Source organism: Paraflavitalea speifideaquila, from assembly GCF_032395985.1.
In the GTDB taxonomy this organism is placed as follows: Bacteria; Bacteroidota; Bacteroidia; order Chitinophagales; family Chitinophagaceae; genus Paraflavitalea; species Paraflavitalea speifideaquila.
Genome location: NZ_CP135920.1, coordinates 3,944,605 through 3,963,972, shown reverse-complemented (window position 1 = coordinate 3,963,972; position 19,368 = coordinate 3,944,605). Strand labels below are relative to the sequence as shown.

At 46.0% G+C, this 19,368-nt stretch carries 33 protein-coding genes and 2 pseudogenes; 2 read left to right on the top strand and 33 right to left on the bottom strand.

Annotation, left to right across the window (positions count from 1 at the left end):
- Positions 1–449: 449 nt before the first annotated feature.
- From RS881_RS26975 to RS881_RS26845, 26 genes and pseudogenes are all read right to left on the bottom strand, one after another.
- A complete protein-coding gene (locus tag RS881_RS26975) occupies positions 450–605 on the bottom strand; it encodes a hypothetical protein (RefSeq protein WP_315823941.1) in 156 nt (51 codons plus the stop codon).
- On the bottom strand, positions 586–792 hold the full coding sequence (locus tag RS881_RS26970) for a hypothetical protein (RefSeq protein WP_315823940.1): 207 nt from the start codon (positions 790–792) through the stop codon (positions 586–588). The genes RS881_RS26975 and RS881_RS26970 overlap by 20 nt, the downstream gene beginning before the upstream one ends.
- 117 nt (positions 793–909) lie before the next feature.
- Positions 910–1,008 (bottom strand): hypothetical protein, encoded by a 99-nt coding sequence (locus RS881_RS26965; RefSeq protein ID WP_350340253.1) that lies wholly within the window; start codon positions 1,006–1,008, stop codon positions 910–912.
- Positions 1,000–1,382: pseudogene (locus RS881_RS26960) on the bottom strand (HAD family hydrolase); the annotation flags it as partial. The gene RS881_RS26965 and the pseudogene RS881_RS26960, both read right to left, overlap by 9 nt.
- 154 nt (positions 1,383–1,536) lie before the next feature.
- On the bottom strand, positions 1,537–2,412 hold the full coding sequence (locus RS881_RS26955; RefSeq protein ID WP_315823937.1) for a phosphatase PAP2 family protein: 876 nt from the start codon (positions 2,410–2,412) through the stop codon (positions 1,537–1,539).
- Between the two features lie 57 nt (positions 2,413–2,469).
- Positions 2,470–2,640, bottom strand: coding sequence for a sterol desaturase family protein (locus RS881_RS26950; RefSeq protein WP_315823936.1), 171 nt, complete (start codon positions 2,638–2,640; stop codon positions 2,470–2,472).
- Positions 2,637–3,056: a sterol desaturase family protein gene (locus RS881_RS26945; RefSeq protein WP_315823935.1), complete on the bottom strand. Its 420-nt coding sequence runs from the start codon at positions 3,054–3,056 to the stop codon at positions 2,637–2,639. Before RS881_RS26945 ends, RS881_RS26950 begins: the two co-directional genes overlap by 4 nt.
- Positions 3,057–3,124: 68 nt before the next feature.
- A complete protein-coding gene (locus RS881_RS26940; protein WP_315823934.1) occupies positions 3,125–3,655 on the bottom strand; it encodes a DUF4833 domain-containing protein in 531 nt (176 codons plus the stop codon).
- Positions 3,656–3,665: 10 nt separating this feature from the next.
- Complete coding sequence (locus tag RS881_RS26935) at positions 3,666–3,989, bottom strand: hypothetical protein (protein WP_315823933.1); 324 nt, start codon at positions 3,987–3,989, stop codon at positions 3,666–3,668.
- 5 nt (positions 3,990–3,994) lie between these two features.
- Positions 3,995–4,483, bottom strand: a complete 489-nt coding sequence (locus RS881_RS26930; protein ID WP_315823932.1) for a CDP-alcohol phosphatidyltransferase family protein — start codon at positions 4,481–4,483, stop codon at positions 3,995–3,997.
- Positions 4,462–5,415, bottom strand: a complete 954-nt coding sequence (locus RS881_RS26925) for a DUF5686 family C-terminal domain-containing protein (RefSeq protein ID WP_315823931.1) — start codon at positions 5,413–5,415, stop codon at positions 4,462–4,464. Before RS881_RS26925 ends, RS881_RS26930 begins: the two co-directional genes overlap by 22 nt.
- Positions 5,416–5,623: 208 nt before the next feature.
- Entirely contained in the window at positions 5,624–6,769 is a 1,146-nt protein-coding gene (locus RS881_RS26920) for a DUF5686 family protein (RefSeq protein ID WP_315823930.1), read from the bottom strand.
- On the bottom strand, positions 6,763–6,936 hold the full coding sequence (locus RS881_RS26915; RefSeq protein WP_315823929.1) for a peptidase associated/transthyretin-like domain-containing protein: 174 nt from the start codon (positions 6,934–6,936) through the stop codon (positions 6,763–6,765). Before RS881_RS26915 ends, RS881_RS26920 begins: the two co-directional genes overlap by 7 nt.
- Positions 6,937–7,185, bottom strand: coding sequence for a GtrA family protein (locus RS881_RS26910; protein ID WP_315823928.1), 249 nt, complete (start codon positions 7,183–7,185; stop codon positions 6,937–6,939).
- Positions 7,186–7,314: 129 nt separating this feature from the next.
- Positions 7,315–7,760 (bottom strand): annotated as a pseudogene (locus tag RS881_RS61715) (phosphatidylglycerophosphatase A family protein).
- Entirely contained in the window at positions 7,757–9,082 is a 1,326-nt protein-coding gene (locus tag RS881_RS26895; RefSeq protein WP_315823925.1) for an inositol-3-phosphate synthase, read from the bottom strand. The pseudogene RS881_RS61715 and the gene RS881_RS26895 overlap by 4 nt, the downstream one beginning before the upstream one ends.
- Positions 9,083–9,099: 17 nt before the next feature.
- Complete coding sequence (locus tag RS881_RS26890) at positions 9,100–9,600, bottom strand: NAD-dependent epimerase/dehydratase family protein (RefSeq protein ID WP_350340184.1); 501 nt, start codon at positions 9,598–9,600, stop codon at positions 9,100–9,102.
- Positions 9,489–10,091 carry an NAD-dependent epimerase/dehydratase family protein gene (locus RS881_RS26885; RefSeq protein ID WP_315823923.1) on the bottom strand — a complete coding sequence of 201 codons (603 nt, stop codon included), beginning with the start codon at positions 10,089–10,091 and terminating at the stop codon, positions 9,489–9,491. Before RS881_RS26885 ends, RS881_RS26890 begins: the two co-directional genes overlap by 112 nt.
- A complete protein-coding gene (locus tag RS881_RS26880) occupies positions 10,088–10,654 on the bottom strand; it encodes a GNAT family N-acetyltransferase (protein ID WP_315823922.1) in 567 nt (188 codons plus the stop codon). The genes RS881_RS26885 and RS881_RS26880 overlap by 4 nt, the downstream gene beginning before the upstream one ends.
- A 17-nt stretch (positions 10,655–10,671) precedes the next feature.
- Entirely contained in the window at positions 10,672–11,085 is a 414-nt protein-coding gene (locus tag RS881_RS26875; RefSeq protein ID WP_315823921.1) for a hypothetical protein, read from the bottom strand.
- 118 nt (positions 11,086–11,203) lie between these two features.
- Positions 11,204–12,145 (bottom strand): aminotransferase class I/II-fold pyridoxal phosphate-dependent enzyme, encoded by a 942-nt coding sequence (locus RS881_RS26870; protein ID WP_315823920.1) that lies wholly within the window; start codon positions 12,143–12,145, stop codon positions 11,204–11,206.
- A 524-nt stretch (positions 12,146–12,669) separates the two neighbouring features.
- Positions 12,670–12,861: a helix-turn-helix domain-containing protein gene (locus RS881_RS26865; RefSeq protein WP_315823919.1), complete on the bottom strand. Its 192-nt coding sequence runs from the start codon at positions 12,859–12,861 to the stop codon at positions 12,670–12,672.
- Positions 12,819–13,169: a hypothetical protein gene (locus RS881_RS26860; protein WP_315823918.1), complete on the bottom strand. Its 351-nt coding sequence runs from the start codon at positions 13,167–13,169 to the stop codon at positions 12,819–12,821. The genes RS881_RS26865 and RS881_RS26860 overlap by 43 nt, the downstream gene beginning before the upstream one ends.
- Positions 13,170–13,239: 70 nt before the next feature.
- Positions 13,240–13,371 (bottom strand): hypothetical protein, encoded by a 132-nt coding sequence (locus tag RS881_RS26855; protein WP_315823917.1) that lies wholly within the window; start codon positions 13,369–13,371, stop codon positions 13,240–13,242.
- Positions 13,368–13,571, bottom strand: a complete 204-nt coding sequence (locus RS881_RS26850) for a hypothetical protein (protein WP_315823916.1) — start codon at positions 13,569–13,571, stop codon at positions 13,368–13,370. The genes RS881_RS26855 and RS881_RS26850 overlap by 4 nt, the downstream gene beginning before the upstream one ends.
- Positions 13,572–14,217: 646 nt before the next feature.
- Positions 14,218–14,865: a class I SAM-dependent methyltransferase gene (locus tag RS881_RS26845; protein ID WP_315823915.1), complete on the bottom strand. Its 648-nt coding sequence runs from the start codon at positions 14,863–14,865 to the stop codon at positions 14,218–14,220.
- A 46-nt stretch (positions 14,866–14,911) separates the two neighbouring features.
- Between RS881_RS26845 and RS881_RS60050 the strand changes: the two genes are divergently transcribed.
- Both RS881_RS60050 and RS881_RS60045 read left to right on the top strand, forming a co-directional pair.
- Positions 14,912–15,115: an ATP-binding protein gene (locus RS881_RS60050; RefSeq protein ID WP_350340183.1), complete on the top strand. Its 204-nt coding sequence runs from the start codon at positions 14,912–14,914 to the stop codon at positions 15,113–15,115.
- Positions 15,078–15,170, top strand: coding sequence for a helix-turn-helix domain-containing protein (locus RS881_RS60045; protein WP_350340182.1), 93 nt, complete (start codon positions 15,078–15,080; stop codon positions 15,168–15,170). The genes RS881_RS60050 and RS881_RS60045 overlap by 38 nt, the downstream gene beginning before the upstream one ends.
- Before the next feature lie 218 nt (positions 15,171–15,388).
- On the opposite strand, the gene RS881_RS26835 is transcribed toward RS881_RS60045, so the two are convergent.
- The 7 genes from RS881_RS26835 to RS881_RS26805 form a co-directional block, all read right to left on the bottom strand.
- A complete protein-coding gene (locus tag RS881_RS26835) occupies positions 15,389–15,991 on the bottom strand; it encodes a peroxidase family protein (RefSeq protein ID WP_315823913.1) in 603 nt (200 codons plus the stop codon).
- Positions 15,979–16,239, bottom strand: coding sequence for a peroxidase family protein (locus RS881_RS26830; protein ID WP_315823912.1), 261 nt, complete (start codon positions 16,237–16,239; stop codon positions 15,979–15,981). The genes RS881_RS26835 and RS881_RS26830 overlap by 13 nt, the downstream gene beginning before the upstream one ends.
- A 25-nt stretch (positions 16,240–16,264) precedes the next feature.
- The gene (locus tag RS881_RS26825; RefSeq protein ID WP_315823911.1) at positions 16,265–17,425 is read right to left on the bottom strand and encodes a peroxidase family protein; all 1,161 of its coding nucleotides are present in this window, start codon (positions 17,423–17,425) and stop codon (positions 16,265–16,267) included.
- Positions 17,425–17,655 (bottom strand): hypothetical protein, encoded by a 231-nt coding sequence (locus RS881_RS26820; protein ID WP_315823910.1) that lies wholly within the window; start codon positions 17,653–17,655, stop codon positions 17,425–17,427. The genes RS881_RS26825 and RS881_RS26820 overlap by 1 nt, the downstream gene beginning before the upstream one ends.
- A 502-nt stretch (positions 17,656–18,157) precedes the next feature.
- Positions 18,158–18,433 carry a hypothetical protein gene (locus RS881_RS26815; RefSeq protein WP_315823909.1) on the bottom strand — a complete coding sequence of 92 codons (276 nt, stop codon included), beginning with the start codon at positions 18,431–18,433 and terminating at the stop codon, positions 18,158–18,160.
- Between the two features lie 86 nt (positions 18,434–18,519).
- The gene (locus tag RS881_RS26810) at positions 18,520–19,020 is read right to left on the bottom strand and encodes a tetratricopeptide repeat protein (RefSeq protein WP_315823908.1); all 501 of its coding nucleotides are present in this window, start codon (positions 19,018–19,020) and stop codon (positions 18,520–18,522) included.
- Positions 18,984–19,364 carry a tetratricopeptide repeat protein gene (locus RS881_RS26805; RefSeq protein ID WP_315823907.1) on the bottom strand — a complete coding sequence of 127 codons (381 nt, stop codon included), beginning with the start codon at positions 19,362–19,364 and terminating at the stop codon, positions 18,984–18,986. Before RS881_RS26805 ends, RS881_RS26810 begins: the two co-directional genes overlap by 37 nt.
- Between the last annotated feature and the right edge of the window lie 4 nt (positions 19,365–19,368).

Sequence of the window (19,368 nt, the reverse complement as noted above, 5' to 3'; positions counted from 1 at the left end):
TGCGGATAGCTGGAGCCCAAATATGAACTGCAAAAGCAGCAAGGCAACCAGCAGGCATTTCGTTAAAACAGGGCATGCGAAGGCCAGGCCCCTGGAAGAACATTTTTTTCATAAATAGCTTTTTTGGTAAATAACTGTAAGGGGTAAAACAATGAGCAAGTATGGTAGCGGGATGCTAACTACTGTCGTGCGGATGACAAGAAGCAATTATTGGCATAGCAATCGTTTTGTTATATTGGTCTGGTCTGGTCTATTCTGTTTCAAAAATAGAATAATTCCCCATACCGTAAAAAATATTTTATGCCTGCCTTAGCTACCTGGATAATTTGGGCCAAAAAGTATTACTCATCGGATTGGGTCCGATAATTTAGTCTATTGAAGTACAAGGAGGTGGGTGCTTCTCCTGGAGGGGAAGCAGTGCAAATTGATTACTATAGCTATTGTAGCCGTTACCGGGCGGCCTGTTTTTCCTGCCAGGGCGTGTAGTTTTCCCAGTACCTTGCATCAGGACGTCGGGGAAACCCAAAACTATTGCCAGTAGCATCATGGCCCACCACCAGGTTTTCCTCAAACCTTGGCTGCCATTTATAGCTGGTATTGGCCATCTGTAATGGTTGAAATACCCATGCCTGTGACGTGGGCGGTGTCGACTAATTGTTGGATGCGTGAAGTGAGGGCTGTGGCTGTAAGGGTACTTGCATCCAGCCGTTTGATGGTTTGCGGCTGGGCAGGTGAAGCGAAGAACAATATGAACAAAAGGGTACCTAAACGCTGACCAATAGTTAGTTTCATCCCGGTAATTTGCAAAGGAAAATACCCATTTTCTACAATACTATAAAATAAATGGTGTTGGGAAATGTCACCGTTTTCACTAAAAATCTGAACAAGGGCCTCACCGGGGCTATTACATCATAAATGGTCTACGCGTATCCATCGCATGCCAGCAGCTTCGGCGGCCTGGACACCGGGCACTCCATCCTCAAATACCAGGCACCGGGCAGGCTCCACGCTCAGTTGTGCTGCAGCCTTCAAAAAGGATCGGGAAAAGGTTTTCCCCGGACGGTTTCTCCTGCGCATACCAATACCTCGACCAGGGAACTGATGCCTATCATCCGGAGTGTACGTGACACAGCCGCGCGACTACCACCTGACACCACAGCAATACGTACTTTACCCGCATGCGCCCTCAAATGTTCCACCACAAACTCAATTGGCCTGGTGTCCTGGATAAAAGAGAGTTCATACATACTATTTTTTTGCCGGGTAAAAACTTCCGGATCAAAATCAGCATCATACCGTTTCCTGATCTCCTCTGTTACCTGCAAAATGGGCCATCCTGCCAACTCATCAATAATCGCGTCATCCAGCTCAAATCCATACATGGAAGCTACCGCCTTATAAGAAGCCTTGTGGCCCCCATATTATCAGCTAAGGTACCATCGCAATCATACAGAAAGGCGCCAAAATCGCCGCTGCTGAGCCGCGTAAGGATCGCTTGTTTATCGGGTAAGGAAGAAGCTGTCATAGTCGAAATACTTAAATAATTTTATGCAGATATGAATGGAAGAATCCCGAAAACCAACCCTGCCGGGCAATGCCCCACTCCACCAGGGAAATGCCAACACCTGCCGTACAAATACCCGCCAGCACATCCAGCACATAGTGATGGCTTGTATACACTGCCGAACACCAAATGCCTACCATGATCAGGGCAAAAACAATATTTACATACCCGAACCGGCCCTTTGCACCATAAAATAGCACAATTAGGGGATACGCTGAATGTAAAGAAGGCATGGCCGCAAATACATTGGACCCCTTGGCATACAAAGATTGAAAAATAGTGACGCCTGTCAGTTCATCAAACCGTTTGAGCCCCGCCGTATTTCCAGGGGTTGAGGCAATGAAATTAAACCCATGCTCGTGCACATACCAGGGGGCCGCCGGATACACATAATATACTACAAAGCCCAGCAGGTTGACCACAAACCAGGCAAATGCAAATTGCAGAAACAAAGGCCGGTTCTTAAAAAACAACCAGGTAGCAAACAGCAATGGAATGGGCACCCAGCACAGATAAAAGATACCGCTCAGCAAATCCAATATCCAATGATGCTGCCGTTGAAAAAACTCATTGGGTGTAAGGGTTCCTGTTTCGGTAGCAATGCCAAACCAGGCTTTCTCCGCATTGTACAAACCTTCAATATGCACCTCCCTGAAAACATAATTGGGAAAGGCTTTCATATAATCATAAATGATCCAGTAAACTATAAAAATGGAAAACCCAGTAATGAACTTTCGAGTTGACTTAGCTCCATAATACAGTCCATTAAAAATAGCGATCAGCACGAGTTGGTCCTGCTTAAAACCTACGAGCAATACGGACAGGAGCAGGTAGGCAACAGAGATCAACGATGTTATCAAAACAGTTTTGGGGGCAAAAATACAGACGGAGCAGATTTATACATATTACCTTTTCTTCTTTCTGGGAAAACCCGATCTTAAAATAAGATCCCACAAGGAGGAGCTAACGCCATATCCCTTGGTGGGGTCATCATAATGGTGCAGCATATGGTGTTGTTTTACCCGCTTCATCAGGGAGCTCTTAAAATTATAATGATGCATGGCATAATGCATCATATCGTATACCAGGTAGCCTGCAATAAAACCGCTGTAAAAGAATACAGGTAAACCTTTTGTTCAAACAGTAAAGAAAACAGGAAATAAAAACCAATGGCCAGCGGAATACTGGCAGAAGGAGGCATCACCAGGCGTTTGGCATCTTTGGGGTAATCATGGTGCACGCCATGAAAAATAAAATGGATACGCTTGCCCCAGGATGAAGAAGGCTCAAAATGAAAAACAAACCGGTGTAGTAGGTACTCCGTACCTGTCCATACCGCTAAACCCGCTGCCAGGAACAACAAATAATATCCCACGGAAATACCGGCATCAAATGCCTGCCAGCTCATAAAGACAATTACGGGGATATAGATAAACAAAGGAATTGAAAAATGAACCTTGGACAAGGCTTCCATCCAGTTGCTCTTGAACATCCGTATCGATTCGGTAGAATTTGAAACATACAGTTTTTCATCACAGGAAATTTATGCAACAACAAAAATCATTCTTTGATCTCACTGCTCAATACCTTCCTTCGTTCGGCAACGGGGTGGCCCGTAGCGGGATCAAATCCACTGACTTCAAAATATTCGATATCCGGCGACCACATGGAACCGCCGGTGATCTTAACGAAGATGCGGTTGAGCACCATCAACTGTCCATTAATGGGCGCATATATCCGGTACTTTCCATCAGTCCCTTTCTTCAGGTACATGGAGTAACCGGCGTAAGAAACCAACTTAACCCGGTAACTGCTATCCGGCAGCTGCTTGATCTTCACCCCATAAGCAAATACACGCTGGATAAAATTCAACTCGGCCCTTTGGCTTTGTTCGGTATACCGGATCCAGAAGGGATGAACAGGATTGCGCATATCCAGTTTCCCATTCTTATAATTCAGCTCATAAACAATAGTATTGTGGTTGGATGTTCGTTGCAGGTAAAATAATTGGTGGGCATTGCCTTCCGGAACAGGAAACCCCTGCTGTGCAGTGCCCAGTAAAAAGATAAGCTGCACAATATCATTAGCCAATATTTACGCATCATACTTTATTTTCAAGTGCTTTTTTAGCATCGATTAGTCTTTTAATAGCTGTTACATTGGTCAATACGGCCATCACTGTAATAGGGATGGTAAAAACCGACATGGTTTCAAATACATGGAAAGGTATGCCTGGTAGAGACAGTTTATAATCACCGCCAATAACCGAAGCAGTAACTCCACAGGCAATCGCCGAAACGGCTGTCAATACCACTCTTTCGGGCCGCTGCATCAAACCGCCTTTATTCTCAATACCCAACCCCTCGCTACGCGCCCGGGTATAACTTACCATCATTGAACCAATAAGGGCTATAAAGGCAAACAAAGAGCTCAAAAATAATGATGGGCCACCAGGTAATAACAGATGCCCAGGAACATAAATAGTTCACTGTACCGGTCCAGTACAGAATCATACAAAGCGCCAAAGGAGGAACTCATATTTCCAATCCGTGCTACCTGACCATCCAGCATATCAAACAAGCCGGCAAACAGGATCAAAGCCCCCGCCCAGCCTACATACGATAGGTCGCCCCGGTTACCTTCCTCGGCACCGACAATGAAAACTACTGCTACACCAATATTGAGCACCAGGCCTGTCGTGGTCACGAAATTCGGGGTCACCCCCGCCTTTACGAGCCCCCGTACTATAGGGTCAATCACATTGTATATGCCCCTTTGCAAACGATCGCGTACTGCTATTTCACCCATAGTCAAAAAATTTGGATCAAAATCAAACTTTACTCTTGCCCTGATGCCCCAGTTGGGCGCATCCGGATTTTCGAGATAAGTAAGTCGCTTTACCAGGTCAACACGTAGCACTTTGAAAATATTCCCAATGCCCACATTGGCTTCGATATACGGTTTCTTGTCCAACAAAAACGTAGTTGTTTTACCATCTTCATCTGTAGGGAATAAAAAGTATTGGTGTTATATGCCGGATTGTTTTCCTTGCGCACACCGCCATAAAGCAACTTAAAGCCAGCCACTTCCCGTAGCTTCAGTTTTTTGATCAGGGGCAGCTTATTGAAAATAAACCCGTTGAAATAATAATCAGTGCTCACAGAAACATAGTGATCGCTTACAAACTCCATGAAGTTCATCATGTTGAAAGAATTAAGCTGGTAAGCATAGGTCTGATTGGCCCGGTGAATAGTGAGCAAGGGATAAGGCAATTGCCCAAACGTATACCCACCCTCTGTTACCACATCTGCATAACCAAACTGCGACAGGTAAAACCGTTTGAATATATTAAGGGTTACCTGCTGGTAATCATAATCTCCCTTGACCAGTCCTTTAATTCCGGAAATATAGCGAAGGCGGAAAATGGGATATTTATTATAAATAGGAATACGATAAGCTTTGCCCTGGTAAAACTGTTCATTAGGCGCCCAGCGCAATTCCGCAGAAAGTTCGGTAGTGGTAATATCCGGAATGGTGGTTACATCAGGGCCATTGGGCTTTTGATAAACAATGGTACCCGCAGCCTGCTGCTTCCAGTTCTTAAAACCAAAAGTGTAGCTGATATTTTTACCAAACTCACGCACATATTCGGCGGTGAAGATGTCATTATACAACCACTTATTATTATCGCCCCTTTTAAAAGAAAGGAGGAAATTATCTTCCTGTACAAACTGCAATTCCTGTCCTGGTATCTTCGTATCATGTTGAAAGCCCACCCGTACAAAATTGAGCGGGAAAGAATAAATAGACTTTCCGTTGAAGGAATAAGCGCCCGATAAAAAGTACTTCATTCGCTCATCCTTAAAACCATAAGCTGCATAGGTTTCAAAATAAAGCCGCTTGCTAAACTTTGGTGTACTGCGCCCTCAAACCGGAGCCTGAACCCTTCCACGGGGTTAAAACTATAAAATGCATTGACGGGCCCAATATCAAAAGGTCCGGCCGATTTGTATCCGGCCAGGAAAAAAGTAGCCCAGTCCATCAGCCTGCGGTAGGATTTCATATTTTGCAGGCTGTCCATATTGGTGTAAGCTTTTTCTTCTGTGGAAGAGAGCGCCGTATGGCGGTTGGCCACCCAAAACTATCTGTGGTGGCAGCAGGTGCATCCACCATCACTTCAGATCGGCCTTCGTATACCGAATCGGGACCCGGTTTGTTGACTACGTAATCCCTGTAAGAAACAGCGCGTTCACCCACCAGGCCACCGGAAGCTTTTTTAGATAAGGCAAACTCTGAAAGTATATCGCTCATGACTACATGGTACCGGCCATCGGTACCACGCTCGAAATCCTGTTTAATGCGCAGCTCCCTAGTCCAGTTGAGGTTGGCATGCTTTGTCAGCTCCATTTGTATCTTCTGCACCGCATAGTTACTATCGAGGGTGACGTACATCATTCCCCTGAACAAAAGGTCATTGGGATTGCGGGGAGCGAAATTCAAACGCACTAGTTTGATACCATCTAATTCGATCGTATCCCGCAGGTAAAACCGGTAAAAAGTAGGGGCCAGGTCGGAAATGGGGCTTAATAATTGATTTGACAGTAAGGTAATATTGGGTTCGTAAATGTCGATGGGCATGTACATGCTGTTCAGGTAGCGCGTAATGCCGTCATTGTCTACAAACTCACCCAGGTTGACTTTCTTTTTGGCCAGTACATAGGTCTTTTCCTTGCGGGGGTCTTTACGGTAGAACTTGTTGGAGATTGTTTCTTCGATATAAACAGGTACAAGGCCTTTCCCTTCGATCTTTGAAGTATCCTGGTTCTCTACGAGGAACCTGTAATTTTTCAAAAGCCGGTTGTTCATCAGCTTTTCCGGTTTGTTGGTAAGGGAAAGCTCCATTTTCTCGTACTGCTGGTACTGTAGGAAATCAGCAGCGCTCATGCGGTTGCGGTCTCTGTTGTCCACTACCTTCCTGATGAGGTCTACTGCCGGGTTGTTCTTGTTACTGTATTTGGTTCTTCTTCTCTTGTTCACCACCACCGCTTGCATCTCCTCCAGTTCCATAGCAACGTCGAGGTCTTGTGTGGTGCCGGCAATGATAGTTTGCTGCAATACTTTATACCCGGCAAAGGAAAACTGCAAGGTTACATTTTTCGGGTTGGTGGTGGAAATTGAGTATCTGCCATCCTCGTCGCTTACCACCCCTTGCTGCCTTTGAAATAAACGCTCACAAAAGCAAGCGGGGCACGTGTTTGGGCATCCTTTACAATACCCTTCACCACCGTTTGGCCCTGTGCAGTACCAAACAGGCTGGCCATAAAAACGAATAAGGTTAATCCCTTCCTGAAATCAATCAAACTAATCATCATCTACCAATTATTGCTAAACACAAAATTCTTTTGCAACGGATAATTATACAGAAAAGCAACCGCCAGGGAAGTGACTACTTTCGACGTCACATAATGAAAACCAGCACAGGAAGCCAGCAGGTATACCCCGCCTGTATTCAACAACAAATTGCCGGCCCATACCAGCAAGTACCTCCAAAGCTGCCTTGCGGCCTTGTGGTCACCCGTTTGAAAAACCCAATGCCTGCCCATTAAAAAATTGATCCCCACCTGTTACCGTACCTGCTGCAACTGCCGCCACCACCGGTATTTTAAACGATTGCACCAACAATATGGTCATTAAAAATCACTTCCGGAAGCCACTAGCGATGCCATATTCGCTTTCAAAAAAGTGATCATTCAAAACAATTTAGCCATCACGATTGCCCGTAAAATGATTTGAGCATAAAGCCCCGCCAGCACATCATCGGCCATTACCCCTACTCCACGGGGCAACAATTCGGCCCTACGGATGCCCAGCGGCTTTACGATATCAAAAAAGCGAAACAATACGCAACCAATAGCTATATACACGATATCATAAGGTAAAAAGCCAGTGTGATCATCATGCCAGCCACCTCATCAATAACGATCCTGTTGCTGTCATGCTCCCATACTTCTTCCATCTTTGAAGCACTCCAGGTGCCTGCTGCCAACAGCACGATCAGCAACAAAACCTGGTAGATATACCCCATTGGAAAAAGATACCAGGCTATACAAAAAACAACTGCGGCGGCTGTACCTCCTCCTTTTCTGAGGAAGCCAATACCGCCCACAGTCGCAATTATGCTGGCAATACCCGTCATAAAGCCGGCACCGTTTCTTTGATCAGTGCCAGTGCAGGGATATCCATAGGCGCTTCCTGCATCATAGCACGCAAAACATTCTTCAAGGTATTCAGTTGTTTGAAAATATCATTCTCTGCAGGTTCACCATGCTGGGTTTGTGGCGATTTGAGGTAAAACGACAACCAGTCCTGCACACCATACATACCAGCGCGTTGGGCCAGGTCGGCAAATAATGCCAAGTCAAGAACAAGTGGAGCCGCCAATATAGAATCGCGGCACAGGAAATTGATCTTGATCTGCATGGGGTAATTCAACCAGCCAAAAATGTCGATATTGTCCCAGCTTTCCTTATTGTCTCCGTGAGGAGGATAATAATTGATCCGTATCTTATGGTACAGGTCGCCATACAGATCAGGATGCAGGTCGGGACGCAAAATATCTTCCAGAACTCCCAGCTTGGAGACTTCCTTCGTTTTGAAATTCTCTTCATCATCCAGTACCAGGCCATCCCGGTTGCCCAGGATATTGGTAGAGTACCAGCCTGTAACACCCAGTGAGCGGGCTGCCAACCCCGGCGCCACCACGGTTTTCATCAGGGTTTGTCCTGTTTTAAAGTCCTTTCCACCAATAGCGGCCCTGTTCTTACGGGCAAGCTGTATAATAGCAGGAATATCGGTCGTTAAATTCGGAGCGCCATTAATAAAGGGGATGCCCTGGCTCACTGCTGCATAGGCATACACCATGCTGGGGGCAATGGCTGGATCATTGTTCCTGAGCCCTGCTTCAAAAGAAGCGATGGTTTCATGCACTGCTGATGCCTCGATATACTTCTCTGTTGAGCCGGTCCAGATAACCACCACACGGCTTAGGTTATTGGCTTTCTTAAAATTGTCAATATCCCGGATCAGTTCCTGGGCGGCATCCCACCTGGTAGCTGATTGTTTGACAAACTTACCATCCAGGTTCTTTACATAATCCCTGTCAAAAAAGGCCTTCATCGGCTTTATAAGTTCCAGTTCGGGCCTGATGGAGTCCAGCAAACGCTGGTCAAGCACCCTTGCATGTGTGGCTGCCTGGTATACATTGTCCTCATAAATATCCCATCCTCCAAATACTATATCCTCCAATCTAGCCAGCGGAACGAAATCTCTGATCAAAGGATAACGGTCACCTTTTCCATTTCCCAGTTCGATATGGCCGGTTTGCGTAAGCGATCCAATTGGTTTGGACAAACCCTTGTTGGTTGCGATAACCCCTGCGATCATAGTAGAAGCTACTGCACCCAACCCAGGGAGCAGGATACCTAATTTTCCTTCTGCCGGCAATATTTGTTCTTTCATAATCCTTATTTTATTAATTATATCCAATTGTGTTGACGGTACCATTGCAAAGTCTCTCTAAGCCCCTGCTCCAATGAATACCGGGGACGATATCCCAATTCAGTTTTTGCTTTATCAATACTGCATTGCCAATTCGTTGCAGTGAGTTCATGCAGTTTCTCTACATTCAGTGCAGGTGTCTTCCCCCGCCATTTGTAGATGCTTTCCATAACAATGGCCAGCCCTTTAATAACACCATGCGGGATATGTAGCCGCCAGGTTTTCCTGTTCAGTATCTGCTTGGAGAAATTAGCCAGTTCATATTGACCATAACTCCTGCCATCAGAAATATTAAAAGCGGCATTGGCAGCGCTGGAAAACAAAGCATTAATAGCAACAGAAGTAAGGTCTTTTACATATACAAAACTCAGTTGCTGATCGACCTTTCCGATATACGCCTCCATACCCCGACTGATGGCACGCAATACGATAAAAATATCCCGCTCGCGCGGACCATAAACAGCAGTTGGTCGCAGCACAATAAGGGGAGAAGCCCCAGTTCCTGTAAGCGGTGCTCGGCCAATAATTTACTTCTTCCATAAGCTGTTACAGGAGCAGGAACAACTTCTTCTGTGATGGTCATTTCCATGTTGTTCAATGGGCCAAGTGCTGCCAGGCTGCTGATTAAAATAAACTTCAGCAATTTGCTACCCAACCCCTGTATGGCTGCACTGGCCAGGTTGAAAGTATAGTCGGCATTGATGGCATTATACGCCTCCTGCGACCCCGTACGGGTAGTACCGGCAGCATGAATAATATATTGACACCCGATCTCTTCCAGCTGTTTAGCCAACAGCTCCACATTATTATAATTCAATTCACAGAACTTGATATCATACCCCTTCAAATGCCGTACATCGCTGCCTGTCCGTACCGCTGCATAAACCGTTAATCCCCTGTTCAGGGCCGCTTCAATCAAATGAAACCCAATGAACCCACTAGCGCCTGTTATGAGCACACTTTCCTTCATAGCGGTTTTTCATAAATGCGGTAACGCTTATACACTTTACCGTTGATGCGTTCAATACCCTTATTCATCGGTTCATTGTGCTCCAATATCCACGAAGCTTCACCACCTATCATCTTACGTGTTCCGGCCCTTCTGATCAGGGCCGCATAAAAGCAGGCCTCAATGCCCATCTTCCTGTATTCCTTGGTGACACCCAGGGCCAACACCCGCACACGGTTGATCTTCTTCATCCGGAGCAACAACTTAAAGATCCCTGTAGGAAGCAGCCTGCCACGTCGTACCTTGATCAGCGCCTGGTTAATATCAGGGATGGCCAAGGCAAAGCCAACCTGCTTACCCTGGTGTTCGGCAATCAGGCAAAGCTGATCATCCAGCACCAATTTCAGGTCTTTGGCCAGGTAGCTGAACTCTTTGTCTGTCATCGGTACAAAACCCAGGTTATTATCCCAGGCGGCATTATATACCTCCTTCACCTTCAATGCCTCGTTGGCCAGGTCCTTCTTATTAACCGTACGAATGGTAATCTCCTTCATTTTTAGCCTGGCCAGCAATTGTCCTTCCAAACGTATGGGTCGTTCATCTACGGTCCCAATTGGAATGTCATAAGCCAGCAGATCGACCTTTTACGCAGGGAAATAGATTCCAACAAGGAAGCGTAATAAGGTTTATTATAGACCATCATAGCCAATGGGGGCATATCAAATCCTTCCAACAATAGGCCGCAAGGCTCATTTGTAGAGGGGTTGACAGGCCCAATAATAGTAGTAGCGCCTTGTTGCTTCAACCACTCCTGGGCCGATGCAAACAAAGCGGTAGCTATTCCCAGGTCATCAACACATTCAAAAAAGCCAAAGAACCCATCTGTTGTTTTATTAAAAACATTGTGGTTATTATTGAGGATAGCGGCAATCCTTCCACAGATAACACCATCCCGGTAAAACAGGAAAAGCTGCACCTTTGAATGGTCATGGAATGGATGTTTGCCGGGCGTCAACAAGTCACGCTGTGCAATAAAAGCTCGGGAACATAGTTCTTATCGCCCACGTAAAGATCATGTGGAAAGTCAATAAAAGCTTTTAATTGCTTAGCTGTACGTACTGTTACAATCCCTGTCATGCGCTTGCCTTTTTCATTTCGAGGTCAATACCCAGCATAAGGGCTGTTTCCCGCATCTTGTCCACCGCTTCTTCAATTTGGCTGAAAGAATGGGTGGCCATGAGGGAGAGTCTTATCAGGGATGATTCAGAAGGAACAGCCGGTGATACTACCGGGTTCACAAAAATGCCATTGTCCTGCAATGCTTTGGTGAACAGGAAGGTTTTGTGATTGTCTCCTATGCGTACGGGGATGATCGGGCTTTGTGTATCGCCTGTATTAAAACCATTTTCCTTCAGTAGCATGATCATGTGGTTGGTATTGTTCCACAACTTATTGATGCGTTCAGGTTCTTCCGCAATAATGTCCAGGGCTGCAATTACACTGGCGGTAGAAGCAGGTGTCATACTGGCGCTGAAAATAAGCGACCTGGCTTTGTGCTTCAGGTAATCAATTACCTCCCTGTCGCCCGCTACAAAACCTCCCAGCGAAGCCAGTGATTTGCTGAAAGTGCCCATGATCAGGTCTGTTTCCTCTGTAAGATTAAAATGAGAAGCGGTGCCTGCTCCATTGGCGCCAATAACACCTAATGCATGGGCATCGTCGACCATAATGGCGGCATTATACCTATCAGCCAGCAGGGCTATTTCCGGCAGGCGGGCAATATCCCCTTCCATACTGAAAATACCATCGGTAACGATCAGCTTAAAGGCATCTGCAGGAAGATTCCTTAACCGGTGTTCCAGGTCGTCCATATCATTATGGCGGTACTTGATCACTTTGGAAAAAGAAAGCCTGCTGCCATCGATGATGGAAGCATGGTCATATTCATCTAATAACAGGCAATCTGCCCGGCCAGCCAAAGCCGATAATACGCCCAGGTTGGCCTGGAAGCCGGTACTGAACAACACAGCATCTTCCTTCCCGGTATAAGCGGCCAACCTACCTTCCAATTCCACATGAAGGTCGAGTGTGCCATTTAAAAACGGGAACCGGCACAGCCGCTGCCATACTTTTGAATAGCCCTATTGGCTGCCTCGGCAATTTTGGGGTGGTTGGTAAGACCTAAATAGGAGTTAGAGCCAAACATCAACACACGCTTACCATTTAGCATAACCTCTGTGTCTTGCCCGGACTCAATTATCCTGAAATAAGGATATACATTTTGTGCTCTGATCAGATCCGCGTCCTTAAACAATGAAACCTTTGCTGTAATATATTTCGCATGTATCAACTTTCCACGCCGTTTATTCCGGCGTTGGAACAAATGCAAAGTTGAAGATGCACGGACATTGTGGCAATGTCTGAAAGTCCCCGGAATATGTCTAAAATTCCTCTCCTTACAGACCTATTCAATGATCCCAAAAATACATCCCATCAGAGTGAACAATCACTCGTCCGGCTTTGTTTTACGGAATTTACTCAGGGTATGGGACATGCAAAAAGGGCCGCCGGGCAGGCAGCCGATCCATACCACTCACCACTAAGCGCGCTTGCGGTAATCGGAAGGAGTAACGCCGGTATAACGTTTGAAAAATTTGCTGAAGAAGAACTGGTCACTGAAGTAAAGGCGGTCGGCCACCTGGGCAATAGACAGAGAAGGATCCCGTAGTAAATTCTTGGCTTCTACAATTACCAGGTCGTCGATATACTTGCCTGCGGTTTTACCCGACACCTTTTGATGGTTTGAGTCAGGTATTTAGGCGTTACATAAAGCATATCGGCATAAAATTGTAAGCTCCGCTCCGTCTTTACATGCACAGGAAGCAAAGTAAGGAACCGCCACAAAAGGTCTTCCTTACGGTCATGTACCAGTTTTACCTGATTGGTATATTTATAATAAAGGCCGGCCAATTCAAATTGGAAGACATTGAAGAAGTGACGAACCACCTCGGCGGCAAAGGGATTATCTTCCCCGGAATAATTTTTTTCCTGCAACATACGGATCACGGCCATCAGCCGGGAGGCATCATCAGCCGACAAATGCAAGTGGGTACAGGGGCTCCGTGACAAGTATTCGAAAGAGTCGATATGCCTTTGGGATATGCCCGCTTCAAAGGAAATCGGGCCTGAAGGCTACGCAGGCCAGGTCGCAGCCATGACCTGCTTCCGATGGCTGCCGCACGGTATGCGGCGGTACGATCATCAGGTCATTCTCCCGCAACCTATATTCCTGGGCGTTCAATTGAATACCCAGGGAATCAGGCGATACATCTTTTGTAGCGAGTACAACCCAGTAAGAATCAGACCGGAAAGGCTGTTGATAAACATGGTCATGCCCTTTGGGCTTGCGCAGCAGAACCTGAAGATCATCCGGATACCAGGGTGACCGGTAACATCTTTCAGGTCGCCGATTGTATGCAGGCCAATAGGATTAGCTTTCATACAAAGTGGCTAAAGTGAGTATGAAAGAATAGATAGCCCTGGTATATTTATGAATATACGATAGACCAATATTATTTGTCATAGCAGTATAGGTTCTCAATTCCTTGTCATATAAGCATGACAGTGGAATCAGGTTTAATGTCGACCAAAAGAAACAGCGGAAATGGATAGATTGTTCAACAATTTTAATAAAATTCACTTTTTGCCTTTGGACATCCAAGTAATGGATTTGCCCAGGCAATAGCATTCAGATGGGGTTGAACTTTTAAAAAAACCTCCAGCCTGACATAAATTCTTTATTGCACAAAAGCTACAACCCGATTGACTATCAACGACTTTAAGTCATATTAAAGCCTTTCATCCGTATAAAAGCAGCGTAATAGTGAGCCAGCTTTCCGATCAATGACTGGGGTGTGAAGCAATCATGAGCTATGCGCTGCTGGTGAGCCTTTCTCACTGCGCTGCAGGTTGTACAGGATTTTGGAAATGATGTTTGGCGGCCCGGTGCGATTGAGATTGCATTTTCGGCAGGTATGATAGCCGGAGGTATTCTGCTGGTTTCAAGCAGCAACCTGCGTGCCAGGGGCCCCACGGAAAATGAAACCTGATCAACATCCACCAGATACGGTCCGTGGTCATCTGACAGCTATTGCTGCAGTACCAATATACTAATGGGAGTATGCTGCTTCCACTGCTCAATCTCCATTTCATAACTTTGTTTGCACCAGGGCAATAACTTTTCAATAAAGGGTTTGGCCATGAGCCGTTGGGGTGTAGCCAGCAATAAAATCGTTCCCTGGTCGAGGAACCGTTGCAATACCTGGTACAGCCTGTCGAACTGATCCGGATCATAGTTGATATCGCTTAGTAACAATACATCTGCACTAAGCTCTTCTGGCAAGCAATCCCAATCCAATATGCGGCAGGTGACATTGGATAGTTGTAAATGACGGACTGAGCTGGCGATAACGGCAACAGCTTCTTCGAGGTAGTCGCTGCAGCAAACAGTTTTCGCATACCGGGCGGCAACTAAAGAGGGCATCCCCAGACCAGCAGCCAGCTCGACTACATTTTTATCCTGAACCAGTTCAACATGCTGGTGCAGAAAATCGCTCAGGGCCAATGCAGCAGGCCATAATTTGGCCCAGTGTGGAAAGGGCACTTCTACCCCTTCGTTTTTACATTGAAGGTAGCTGTCCTGCACTTCCTGTGGATTGGGTACAAACAGTTGGATGGAATAACCTGGTCTTTCCAGGTGTTGCAATTGCAATGATAGCTGCATGAATATGTACAATAAGCCTGTAAAGTAACAGCTTATTTCGCATTACGGGCAATCTTCAGTGCCACAGGATAGCAATGCGGTCCGACACAGCCAGGCCACCAGGATCATTGTACAATGTATCCAGGACAATAAAAACATCCTGATCACGGTAGAGGATAATGGCAAAGGATTTAATGCGGAAAGCCCCCAACATGTGATTGGAATTGCATTTAAGCCGATTTACCGTGGATACATACCGCAAAAACCTATTGCAAAAGTTTGATGTTAAGAATACGACGGAACTTTTAATGCTCCTGGTACAGGAAAAATTACTTTAATTAATCATGCCTGCTTCTCCACCTACCTCCTATAGTTAGGAGGGTAAAATCCCTGCTTCCCGGTATTGTCATGCCTGGCTGGCCATAATACCTTTGCTCCATTAATCACTTTCAACCTAAGAAAATGGAGGTAACAACACCAATTGTTGCCTATCTGCAAAAAAATAAAACCGCCGGTGCGGGCGGTTTTATTTTTATGATGGATGGAATTTATCCTTCTAATCGAACCGGTCCAGGTTCATGACTTTATTCCAGGCCGCTACAAAGTCTTTCATAAATTTACCCTGTGCGTCTGAGCTGCCATACACTTCTGCAATGGCTCTCAATTCGGCATTGGACCCGAACACGAGATCGGCCCGGGTGGCTGTCCATTTGGATTGACCAGTGGCACGGTCGCTGCCTATATAAAGCTCTTTGTCTTCAGAAGCGGCTTTCCAGGCAGTGTTCATGTCGAGCAGGTTGGTAAAGAAATCGTTGGTGAGTTGTCCCGGACGTTGGGTAAAAACACCGTGTTTAGAACCATCGAAATTGGTATTCAGAACACGCAACCCACCCACCAATACGGTGAGTTCGGGCGCTGTAAGGGTGAGCAACTGCGCCTTATCGATCAGCAATTCCTCGGTAAAAGCAGGAATTTTTGCTTTGCGATAGTTACGGAAGCCATCAGCAATAGGTTCCAAATGACCAACCGATTCAACATCGGTTTGTTCCTGCAAAGCATCCATACGACCGGGTGCAAATGGAATGGTGATGGTATATCCGGCATCTTTGGCTGCTTTTTCAATGCCAGCGTTACCTGCCAGTACGATCAGATCGGCCAAAGAAACCTTTTACCGCCGGCCTGACCATTAAACGTTGATTGTATGGCCTCCAGCGTATTCAATACCTTTTGTAATTGCACAGGGTTGTTGACCAGCCAGGATTTTTGAGGCGCCAGGCGAATACGAGCTCCATTGGCACCACCGCGTTTATCAGAACCACGGAAAGTAGAAGCCGAAGCCCAGGCTGTAGATACCAGCTCGGCTACGCTCAACCCGGAGGCCAGTACCTTTTCCTTCAGGGTTGCCACATCCTTTTCTTCGATCAATGGATGGTCAACGGCAGGGGATAGGATCCTGCCACAGCAGTACTTCTGCCGGCACATCCGGACCCAGGTAACGGGCACGCGGTCCCATATCGCGGTGTGTTAATTTAAACCAGGCCCGCGCAAACGCATCCGCCAACGCATCGGGGTTTTCCAGGAAGCGCCTGGATATTTTTTCATATACCGGATCGAATTTTAATGAAAGATCGGTAGTAAGCATGGTGGGTAGATGCTTTTTTGAACCATCGAATGCATCCGGGATAATTGCTTCGGCGTTTTTGGCCACCCATTGGTGAGCACCCGCCGGGCTTTTAGTAAGTTCCCACTCAAAGCCAAAGAGGTTTTCAAAGAAATTATTACTCCATTTGGTCGGTGTTTTTGTCCAGGTTACTTCCAGGCCGCTGGTAATGGTATCGGCTCCTTTACCGGAACCGTAACTGTTGCTCCAGCCCAACCCTTGTAATTCCAGGCCGGCGGCTTCGGGTTCTTTGCCAACATGAGAGGCCGGCGCTGCGCCATGGGTTTTACCAAAGCTGTGTCCACCGGCTATCAGGGCTACGGTTTCTTCATCATTCATAGCCATACGACCAAAAGTATCACGGATGTCTTTTGCAGCCGCAATTGGGTCAGGATTACCGTCTGGGCCTTCAGGATTTACATAGATCAATCCCATTTGTACGGCACCCAGTGGATTTTCCAGGTTACGGGAATGGGTATCACCATCAGCATTGTCGTCAGATACCACCACCCCATGGGCTTTGGCTACACCATGTGAGCCATGGGCATAGCGTATATCACCACCCAGCCAGGTGGTTTCGGAGCCCCAGTACACATCTTCATCAGGCTCCCACACATCGGCCCTGCCACCGGCAAAACCAAATGTTTTAAAGCCCATTGATTCCAGGGCTATATTACCCGTCAGGATCAGCAGATCGGCCCAGGATATCTTGTTACCATATTTTTGTTTGATTGGCCAAAGCAACCTGCGTGCTTTATCGAGGCTCACATTATCAGGCCAGCTATTCAGTGGGGCAAATCGTTGCTGCCCTGCACCAGCACCGCCCCGGCCATCACCGACCCGGTAGGTACCTGCACTGTGCCAGGCCATACGAATGAACAATGGACCATAATGCCCAAAATCGGCCGGCCACCAGTCCTGCGAGTCCGTCATTAGCGCATGAAGGTCTTTTTCACCCCTTCCAGGTCAAGGCTCTTAAAGGCTTCGGCATAATTAAAATCTTCCCCCAAAGGGTTGGTTAAGGACGAGTGCTGACGCAGGATACTTAACTTTAATTGGCTGGGCCACCAGTCACGATTCCTGGTACCACCTCCCCCTACATTGTGCTTCATACTGCCATTATGAAATGGGCATTTACTGATGTCGTTTGATTCTTTTTCCATTGTATTAAGTTTATTGTATCGAATGAACACTTGCCTGCCTGGTATTTATGCAGGATGATAAAATTATGGCTTTGAGGAAATAATCATAATCAATTAATTCTATACTTTGATAGTCAAAACCTATCAGTCGCTGGGGAAAGGGGATTATGCAATGGTAGCAGTAAAATAAATAGCCGATCAAATATAGGCACAAATTACAATACATGGTGACATTGTGTAGGCAGTCGCTATGGCTTGTTCCTGTAATTCTGCAAAGCAGTTAAATTTTCCTGGTAGCCTTTTTCGTCCGGGAATTGTTCAATCAATGCTTCCCGGAGGCCCTTTGCTTTCAATATTAATTCCTGGGCAATCGCAGGATCACCTTCTTTTTCGAGGTAGTATACAGCTAGCCGGAAATGGGCAAAAAGCCAGGCTATGGGTCACTTCGGGATCTGCTGGAAAATGGTCATGTACCACTGGCCAGGTTATACCCCATCATGAACTGGTTGCCTGACTCCTGGTGTTACTCATTTTCGTAATCATTGCTTAGCAGGTAGTCCAACATTACAGGATAATATTCAAGTGCTTTTTTGTATTCCTCATTATCAGGCATCATGATAGCAAGCTCCTGAAATATGCCGTATGCTTTCCGGCAGCAATAAACGGAGGAATCACGTTGTCCACAAAACCTGTATAATAAATACAGGCCGGAATATATTATGCCAAGAAAATGCTTATAGTCAACCACATCCGGATATTTCTCCACCAACAAAATAGCCAGTAAGTTGGCTTCATTCATAAACGGCTCAGATTCTGCAAACTCACCGGCCCTGAAATGTAGGTTAGCGATATGGTGTGCCGCCGACATTAAATTGACGGTTTTCCTTAAATCCGCGGGATCATCGTCATATAATTTTTAACGATGGCATACTGTTCCTCATATGCCTTCAGCGCATGCTCAAAATCGTCTGCAGTAATAAACCAATTCCCCAATTTCTCCAGTGCAACTACCAATCCCGTTACAAATTCATAATAATTATTGTAGGCTATAGTTAGCTGGCGGGTTATTTCATAGGCTTGTGTATAATACATGAGTGCTTCCTGCATGTTTCCATTTAACCGATAGGCCTCGCCCATATAATTCCCGGAAATTGCATATTTCATTTTGAAATCTGTATCTTCCGGGCAAGCCACTACAAGCTCAACCATCAGCTCATTAAATTCTTTAGCAAACATCAGGACCTCTTCCCCTTTTTGATGTATAATATTCAACTTAATGAGGTATTCGCATGATGCAGCATGCAACCGCTTCCATTCCAGCAAAGTTGCCTGATCGGGTTCCCCAACATTCAAATCACTGCCGGTGACATTGTAGAGTGCTTGCAAAAATAGGTTGCTTTTTCTATATCCCCCAATTTTAAATAGATCCTACCCGCACCTCCCAAACACGCTTTAAGGGAAACCCCGGCAATGATATCATTCGCATCACTACTTAAAAGGGCTACCGCCATACCACTTATTTCTTCAAAATACGACAAAGCCTTTTCCAGGTCCCCTGCCTGCTCATACCATTCAGCCAGATAACCAGCTGCTTTTAAATAACTATGGGTATTCATTGCCTTTGCCATTTCCGTTGCCTCTTCGGCAAGATTAATAGCACTTTCTAAATTACCGCTACCAGCATAGGACCATGAAAGCGTAAGCCTAATTTCCAACATGTCATAATTCACTACC

Bases quoted from the DNA above. Each gene is read 5' to 3' on its own strand.
- RS881_RS26975 (WP_315823941.1), bottom strand. From the start codon at position 605: ATGGCCAATACCAGCTATAAATGGCAGCCAAGGTTTGAGGAAAACCTG.
- RS881_RS26970 (WP_315823940.1), bottom strand. From the start codon at position 792: ATGAAACTAACTATTGGTCAGCGTTTAGGTACCCTTTTGTTCATATTG.
- RS881_RS26950 (WP_315823936.1), bottom strand. From the start codon at position 2,640: ATGATGCATTATGCCATGCATCATTATAATTTTAAGAGCTCCCTGATG.
- RS881_RS26945 (WP_315823935.1), bottom strand. From the start codon at position 3,056: ATGTTCAAGAGCAACTGGATGGAAGCCTTGTCCAAGGTTCATTTTTCA.
- RS881_RS26925 (WP_315823931.1), bottom strand. From the start codon at position 5,415: ATGAAGTACTTTTTATCGGGCGCTTATTCCTTCAACGGAAAGTCTATT.
- RS881_RS26915 (WP_315823929.1), bottom strand. From the start codon at position 6,936: ATGATGATTAGTTTGATTGATTTCAGGAAGGGATTAACCTTATTCGTT.
- RS881_RS26895 (WP_315823925.1), bottom strand. From the start codon at position 9,082: ATGAAAGAACAAATATTGCCGGCAGAAGGAAAATTAGGTATCCTGCTC.
- RS881_RS26885 (WP_315823923.1), bottom strand. From the start codon at position 10,091: ATGAAGGAAAGTGTGCTCATAACAGGCGCTAGTGGGTTCATTGGGTTT.
- RS881_RS26850 (WP_315823916.1), bottom strand. From the start codon at position 13,571: ATGAAAGCTAATCCTATTGGCCTGCATACAATCGGCGACCTGAAAGAT.
- RS881_RS26825 (WP_315823911.1), bottom strand. From the start codon at position 17,425: ATGACGGACTCGCAGGACTGGTGGCCGGCCGATTTTGGGCATTATGGT.
- RS881_RS26820 (WP_315823910.1), bottom strand. From the start codon at position 17,655: ATGGAAAAAGAATCAAACGACATCAGTAAATGCCCATTTCATAATGGC.
- RS881_RS26815 (WP_315823909.1), bottom strand. From the start codon at position 18,433: ATGAATGAAGCCAACTTACTGGCTATTTTGTTGGTGGAGAAATATCCG.